The organism is uncultured Cardiobacterium sp. (assembly GCF_938028185.1).
GTDB lineage: Bacteria > Pseudomonadota > Gammaproteobacteria > Cardiobacteriales > Cardiobacteriaceae > Cardiobacterium.
This window is the reverse complement of record NZ_CALJAH010000038.1, coordinates 1-6,253: the sequence shown is the minus strand read 5'-3', so window position 1 is coordinate 6,253 and position 6,253 is coordinate 1. Positions and strand designations below refer to the sequence as shown.

Sequence of the window (6,253 nt, the reverse complement as noted above, 5' to 3'; positions counted from 1 at the left end):
CACCAGCGGGCGCAGCAGGTTTTGGAATTTGGGTTTAAGGGCGTAGATGCTCATGGTGGTTTATATGTGGATTGAAAAGATGTCTGCGAGTATTTCAAGAAAAGCCCAATAGAGAAATCCGGCGGGCAGGATGAAAATAGCTGTTAATATGGCAAGAATGAACAGTTTGATGAAACCGGACATATTACCCAAATCACCGCAAGCACCGCGAATAACGGGTAGCAGCGTGCCAGAAACAAACAAAAACAAAAAACTGCCAAGACTATCTTGGCGCAACATTTTTCCGGTTATTATCAAGGCAAATACTGATAATAAAATAATAAGGATTTGAATCCACTCATCTTCATAAAGGAATAAATCACGAACGGCAAGCGTTATTAAAGCAAGCAATAGTACTACCATGGCAATGACAAGAGTTTGTATGATTACCCTTGGTAGTGGAAGTATTGAAATTCCATAAAAAGCAAAAGTAGCCCAAAGCGGCGTAAACAAATAAATAGCGTTAATCAAAACCTCTTTCATCTTGCTGACAACATATTGATACCTTTCGCTATCAATCATAATACCTCCTGCATTATCCCCAATACCTGCAACTGGCAACTGATATAAATCTCTTGCGCCACGCCAAACATTTCCTGCCGCGCGTCGATAATTTCCTTTTCGTCGTCATCGAGGCGGGATTTGTCGAGATTGGCGAGGCGGGCGTAATGGCTGCGGAAGGATTGTCGCGCCTCGTCCAGTGGCAGCCCCTTTTGCCGGTTTTTGGGCAGGCTGAAGGCGGCATTGACCGCCGCATACGCCGGGGTGTGAATAATGGCAAAGTGCCGCCGGATGACTTCCATTTCGTTGATGGCACTTTGCAGACTGGATTCCATCGCGCGGCTGTTGGCATAGCGGTCGAAATCGTTCTGCAGGATAGCGAGTTCGGTGGCAATCATTAAAGGGGCGTCGCCCGTTTTTGTGATTCCCCTGATGTGATGCAGCAGTTTTTTTCTGGTTTCTGAAAGGACGCGTCCCGCAGACGTTTGGCGCATACCTTTGATGAATATTTCTTCTTCAAAGAGTATTTGTATCGTGGTTAATGGCTTGCTCATCAGGGTGCATCCAGCCAGCCCGGCCCCAAATCCGCATCGGCATTGCTGGTATCAAAGCCGCGCGCGCGAATGAAATCGGCGCCATACCAGCGTTTCAGGGATTTTAATGAGCCGGTGGGCATTCTTGAGCAGGCAAGCCAATCCCAGGCCGTTTCAATATCACCTGCCTCGCGTGCGCTTTGTGATTCCGCCGCACAAACGGTATCCATGCCACTTTCACGAAAGAGTGCTTCACGCTCAGCGGGGTCGAGATAGCTTTTTGTCGGGTAAATTTTGGTTGTCATGGCAGCTCCTTAGGTAAATAAAAAGAGGGAATGCAGATTAGAGCCGATTCAGCCAGTCCGGCCCCAAATCCGCATCGGCATTGCTGGTATCAAAGCCGCGCGTGCGAATGAAATCGGCGCCATACCAGCGTTTCAGCGATTTTAATGAGCCGGTAGGTAATTTGGCACAGGCGAGCCATGCCCAGGCCATTTCCTCATCACCTGCATGATCCGCTTCATGTGATTCGGCAAGACAGACAGTATCCATCCTGCCTTCGCGCAAGAGCGCTTCGCGTTCAGCAGGGTCGAGATAGCTTTTTGTCGGATAAATTTTGGCAGTCATGGCAACTCCTGGGTCAATGAAAAAAGGAAATGCAGCGGATGGCCGCATCAGTGTTGCAATATCGCCCTCGCACAAGCGCGCTGCGCGTTTGCCGTTGTCCATGCGGCGATTCTATGAGCGGCGCGGCGATGCCGTCAATCGCCAGCGCTATAATGCCGTCTCCTTTCATAACCGGAGCAATCCCATGTCCAGACTTGCCGGAAAAACTGCCCTCGTCACCGGTGCCGCCCGCGGTATCGGCGAAGCCATCGCCCGCGCGTTCGCCGCCGAAGGCGCGTTTGTCTATTTGAGCGACATCAACCACACCGACGGCGAGCGCGTCGCCGCCGACATCGGCGCCAACGCCCGCTATTTGCCGCTCGATGTGCGTGAGGAGCGCGACTGGGAAGCGGCGCTGCAAACCCTCGCCGCCGACCAGCGCACGCTCGACATTCTCGTCAATAACGCCGGCATCACCGGCATTGAGACCAACCCCGCCCACGACCCCGAACACGTCTCGCTCGCCGACTGGCACGCGGTGCTCAACACCAACCTCGACGGCACTTTCCTCGGCTGCCGCTACGCCATCGGCGCGATGCGCCCGCAAGGAAAAGGTTCCATCATCAACATTTCCTCGCGCTCCGGTCTGGTCGGCATCCCGACCGCCGCCGCCTATGCCGCGAGCAAGGCGGCGATTCGCAACCACAGCAAGAGCGTCGCCCTCTACTGCGCGCAGCAGGGGCTGGCCATTCGCTGCAATTCCATCCACCCGGCGGCGATTGACACGCCGATGTGGTGGCCGATGCTCGGCGGCACGGAAGCGCAACGGCCGGAACGCCTCGCCGAAATGGCACGCGCCATTCCCGTGCGCCGTTTGGGTCGCGTCGAAGAAGTTGCCGCGCTCGCCATGCTGCTCGCCTCCGATGAAGCGACCTACATCACCGGCAGCGAGTACAACATCGACGGCGGCCTGCTCGCCGGTAGCGCCGCCAGCCCGAAATCGAACTGACCATGCACGAAATCCATCTGACCGCCGCCGACAAGGCGGCGCGCTACGCCCAGCTCCTGCCGCAACTGCGCGCGGTGCTGGCAGATGAAAGCGATGCCGTCGCCAATCTTGCCAACACTGCCGCCGTGCTGAAGGAAGCGTTCGGCTGGTTGTGGGTTGGTTTCTATCGCGTCGCCGGTGAGGAACTGGTGCTGAGCGCCTTTCAGGGGCCGCTGGCCTGCACCCGCATCGCGCGTGGCCGTGGCGTCTGCGGCCAGGCGTGGGCGCAAAACCGTACCATCGTCGTGCCGGACGTGAACGCCCATCCCGGCCATATCGCCTGCTCCTCACGTTCGCAATCGGAAATCGTCGTGCCACTGCATGATGCGGACGGCAAGGTGTGGGCGGTACTGGACGCGGACGCGGAAACACTCGCCGCCTTCGACGACACCGACGCGCAGGGGCTGGCAGCGGTGGCGGCGCTGTTGACGGAATGCGGGGTTGAGTTGCGGCAGGACAGCGGCATTCCGTGATGCCAAAAAAAAAACGGTGCGCCAAGGCGCACCTGCAGGTATGGGCGGTTTTGACGCGGATGTTTCAGTAATACCGCGCCAGATGCGCCAAATAATCCCCGGCGCTGCGCGCAACCTCGGCGCGTTTGCCGTCGTCATAGCCAGGTGCGGTACTGTCAATGCCGTGGAAGGCAAAAATAGGCTGCCAGAGGGCGTGGCAATAATTCACCGTCAATGCAAACGCGCGCAGCGCCTCGGCAACCGTTGCGCCAATCTCGCCGCCGGCGCGGTAGGCATCGACGGGCGAACCGAGCGAGACGGCAATGCCCGCCTTTTTGCCGCGCAGGCCGGTGGCCTTGCTGCCATACGCCCAGCCGTAGGTGAGCACGTCATCCAGCCATTGTTTCAACAGCGGCGGGCAGTTGAACCAGTACACCGGGAATTGCAGCACCAGACTGCGGTGCGCCTCAACCAGCGCCTGCTCGCGCCCGACGTCAATCGTGCCGTGGGCGTATTCGCGGTAGAGTTCGTGCACGGTGAAGCGGTCGGGATGCTGCGCCAGCGCGTCTGCCCAGCAGCGGTTGATGGTGGAGTGGGCAAGGTCGGGATGGGCAAGGATTATCAGGGTTTTGTTCATCAGGCGTCTCCAGGGATAAAGGCGTGTTCGCGGAAGACGAGCCAGTCGCCCGTCGCGTTTTGCCGCAACATCAGGTTGAAAGCGATGCGTTTTTCGCCCGCGCCGAGGTCAAGGCGACGGGTGGCGATGACGTAGCCGATGCCGTCCTGCACTTCGCTTGGCTGGAATGCCACGGCGGTATTGCGCGGTGGCGCAACACCGTATGAGGCTTTCAGTGGACGACTATGGCACGCCGTCAGCGCGTCGAGGCGGTAATGACAACCGGCGTCAATCAGGCGGCACACGGCGTTTTGCAGGTCGGGATTCATCGGTTTCCTTTTGCGTGAAAGGGACGCGCAGCATACAATCCTCTTTGTTTTCTGAACAGTACGCACGTTGCGGTGCGTTACTTTCCTGGAGGTGAGTCATGTTGAATACGCCATGCACGGCGGGCGCGGTCGCGCTTGCCGATACGGGCTTTGGTTACACGCTGTCGCTCATCGGCGGCAAGTACAAGATGGTGATTCTGTTTTGGCTCGGCACGCAGCCATCCATACGCTTTAACGAATTGCAGCGGCGCATCGGCGGCATTTCTTTCAAATCGCTGACGGCGGCGTTGCGCGAACTGGAGCGCGACGGTCTCGTCTCGCGCACTGTCTTCCCGCAAGTGCCGCCGCGGGTGGAATACGCGCTGACCGCGCGCGGGCAGTCGCTGCTGCCGGTACTGAACGCGATGTGCGCCTGGGGCGAGGCGCACCGCGCCACGGTGGCCACACGATGAAAAACGGGTTTGACGGCATCAATGCTGCCCTGCAGGAAGGCCGCTGTTATAGCCATCCACCGAAAGCCTCATACTGTGTTGCGTCGCCTCGCCGTACAACTGCGTACTGTCTTCGGCGACGCGCCTTGTCTGAAACTTTCGGTGGATGGCTATACTACTGCGGCGGCGCGGTGGAGCCGCGTATCGAAGATTCCTGCTGCGGGACGTATTGCCCGAAATGTGCGATGTTTCTGGTCGTCACCACTTACATCCCGCCTGTCCGGGAAGACCGCACCTGCTACCGCATCCACCTGCACCACGCCGACGCGCACAACCCGCAACACATCCGCACCCTCGCCCGCCTTATCGGGCGCAACTATCCGCAAACCCGCGCCTTCATCGCGGAGCCCTGCCCGCTCATCGCCGAAAACCTCGCGCCGGAAATCCTCGCCATCCGGCAACGGCTGGACGCCGTCGCCATCGCTTACCGCATCACCCCGCCCTTCCCTTACAACAACACGGACGACGCACCATCATGACCCTCACCTTTCCCCGCCGCCGCGCCCCCGCCCTGCTCGCCCTGGCCACCACCGCCATTCTCGCCCTGCTCCTCTGGCGCATCGCCCGGCAAACCCCGCTGCACGGCGGCCACCTCGCCTTTTGCGCGCTGCTGTTGGCGTACAGCGGCTACACCGCACTGCGCGAAAGCCGCTACCTCATCCGCCCCGAAACGCTGCGCCTTGACACACGCGGCCTCACCCTCCGCCACCACCGCGCCCCCGGCTGGCGCGCCCTGCGCCTGCCCTGGACAGACCTCATCGACCAGGAAACGCGCGGCGACCGCCTTACCCTCATCTGGCGCGACGGCGACCGCCTGCGCGCATTCACCCTGCGCCTGCCCGCACAGCCGCGTAGCGCCGAAATCGCCGCCACCATCGCCCGCTACCCGCCACGTCCCGCTCCCTGGCCGCCCGTCGCCATCCCCGCCGACTGGCAACAACATTGGGACACCGGCGAACCCGGCATCCGCACCGCGCTGTACCAATATGGCATCGAAACCCTCTACAGCCCGCTCATCCTCACCATCCTGCTCATCGCCGTCCCGCTGCTTGACGGCGACTACGGCGCCATCAGCGCCACCCTTGCCGCGCTCCTTCTCGCCCGTGCCGCCTGGCGCCGTTACCGCACGCCGCAACACTACCGCATCGCCCTGCACAAACCCTATATCCGCCTTGATGCCGACGGCGTGCATTACTGGCACGCCCCGCCCGATGACGAAACACACGTCCCGTGGGCGGCCATCCACGCCGTCAACAGCGAACACGTCAAGTCCTACGACAAATACAGCAGCTATCTGCACCTCACCTGGCGACCGCACCCCTACGCGCGCTACCTGCGCCATGACCGCCTGCGCATCGCCCTGTCCGAACCGCAAAACCGCGACAACCAGGCCTGCGCACGCTGCGACGAAATTGCCGCCAGCATCGCAGCACACCTCACCGCCCCCGGCGAGCCACCACCAGCGTTGCCCGTCCTCGAACGCCATTACGGGTTATGACCCTCCCCCGCTTTCGCGCTGCCGACGGTAACAAATACGAAAAAGGATGCCCGTGGGCACCCTTCCTTGCCGGTTTCGCGCCGTGTTATAGCCATCCACCCTAAATAATATACTCAATAAAAGCCCGCTCCACCGCCTGT

General features: G+C 60.0%; 11 protein-coding genes. 5 read left to right on the top strand and 6 right to left on the bottom strand.

The window, feature by feature from the left end:
- Positions 1–60 precede the first annotated feature (60 nt).
- The 4 genes from Q0349_RS01445 to Q0349_RS01430 form a co-directional block, all read right to left on the bottom strand.
- A complete protein-coding gene (locus Q0349_RS01445; protein ID WP_298079016.1) occupies positions 61–561 on the bottom strand; it encodes a hypothetical protein in 501 nt (166 codons plus the stop codon).
- Positions 558–938 (bottom strand): hypothetical protein, encoded by a 381-nt coding sequence (locus tag Q0349_RS01440; RefSeq protein ID WP_298079015.1) that lies wholly within the window; start codon positions 936–938, stop codon positions 558–560. Before Q0349_RS01440 ends, Q0349_RS01445 begins: the two co-directional genes overlap by 4 nt.
- A gap of 155 nt (positions 939–1,093) precedes the next feature.
- Complete coding sequence (locus Q0349_RS01435) at positions 1,094–1,378, bottom strand: hypothetical protein (RefSeq protein WP_298079014.1); 285 nt, start codon at positions 1,376–1,378, stop codon at positions 1,094–1,096.
- A 37-nt stretch (positions 1,379–1,415) separates the two neighbouring features.
- The gene (locus Q0349_RS01430; protein WP_298079013.1) at positions 1,416–1,700 is read right to left on the bottom strand and encodes a hypothetical protein; all 285 of its coding nucleotides are present in this window, start codon (positions 1,698–1,700) and stop codon (positions 1,416–1,418) included.
- A gap of 184 nt (positions 1,701–1,884) precedes the next feature.
- Here Q0349_RS01430 and Q0349_RS01425 point away from each other — a divergent pair, with 184 nt between their 5' ends.
- Together Q0349_RS01425 and Q0349_RS01420 are read left to right on the top strand one after the other, a co-directional pair.
- Positions 1,885–2,688: an SDR family oxidoreductase gene (locus tag Q0349_RS01425; RefSeq protein WP_298079012.1), complete on the top strand. Its 804-nt coding sequence runs from the start codon at positions 1,885–1,887 to the stop codon at positions 2,686–2,688.
- Positions 2,689–2,690: 2 nt separating this feature from the next.
- Positions 2,691–3,200, top strand: coding sequence for a GAF domain-containing protein (locus tag Q0349_RS01420; protein ID WP_298079010.1), 510 nt, complete (start codon positions 2,691–2,693; stop codon positions 3,198–3,200).
- Between the two features lie 64 nt (positions 3,201–3,264).
- On the opposite strand, the gene Q0349_RS01415 is transcribed toward Q0349_RS01420, so the two are convergent.
- Positions 3,265–3,816, bottom strand: coding sequence for an NAD(P)H-dependent oxidoreductase (locus Q0349_RS01415; protein ID WP_298079008.1), 552 nt, complete (start codon positions 3,814–3,816; stop codon positions 3,265–3,267).
- Entirely contained in the window at positions 3,816–4,124 is a 309-nt protein-coding gene (locus tag Q0349_RS01410; protein ID WP_298079006.1) for a hypothetical protein, read from the bottom strand. Before Q0349_RS01410 ends, Q0349_RS01415 begins: the two co-directional genes overlap by 1 nt.
- Positions 4,125–4,222: 98 nt before the next feature.
- Between Q0349_RS01410 and Q0349_RS01405 the strand changes: the two genes are divergently transcribed.
- The 3 genes from Q0349_RS01405 to Q0349_RS01395 all read left to right on the top strand — a co-directional run bounded on the left by Q0349_RS01405 (position 4,223) and on the right by Q0349_RS01395 (position 6,113).
- Positions 4,223–4,576: a helix-turn-helix domain-containing protein gene (locus Q0349_RS01405; protein WP_298079005.1), complete on the top strand. Its 354-nt coding sequence runs from the start codon at positions 4,223–4,225 to the stop codon at positions 4,574–4,576.
- A 125-nt stretch (positions 4,577–4,701) separates the two neighbouring features.
- Positions 4,702–5,094, top strand: coding sequence for a hypothetical protein (locus Q0349_RS01400; protein ID WP_298079004.1), 393 nt, complete (start codon positions 4,702–4,704; stop codon positions 5,092–5,094).
- The gene (locus Q0349_RS01395; protein ID WP_298079003.1) at positions 5,091–6,113 is read left to right on the top strand and encodes a hypothetical protein; all 1,023 of its coding nucleotides are present in this window, start codon (positions 5,091–5,093) and stop codon (positions 6,111–6,113) included. Before Q0349_RS01400 ends, Q0349_RS01395 begins: the two co-directional genes overlap by 4 nt.
- Positions 6,114–6,253 lie beyond the last annotated feature (140 nt).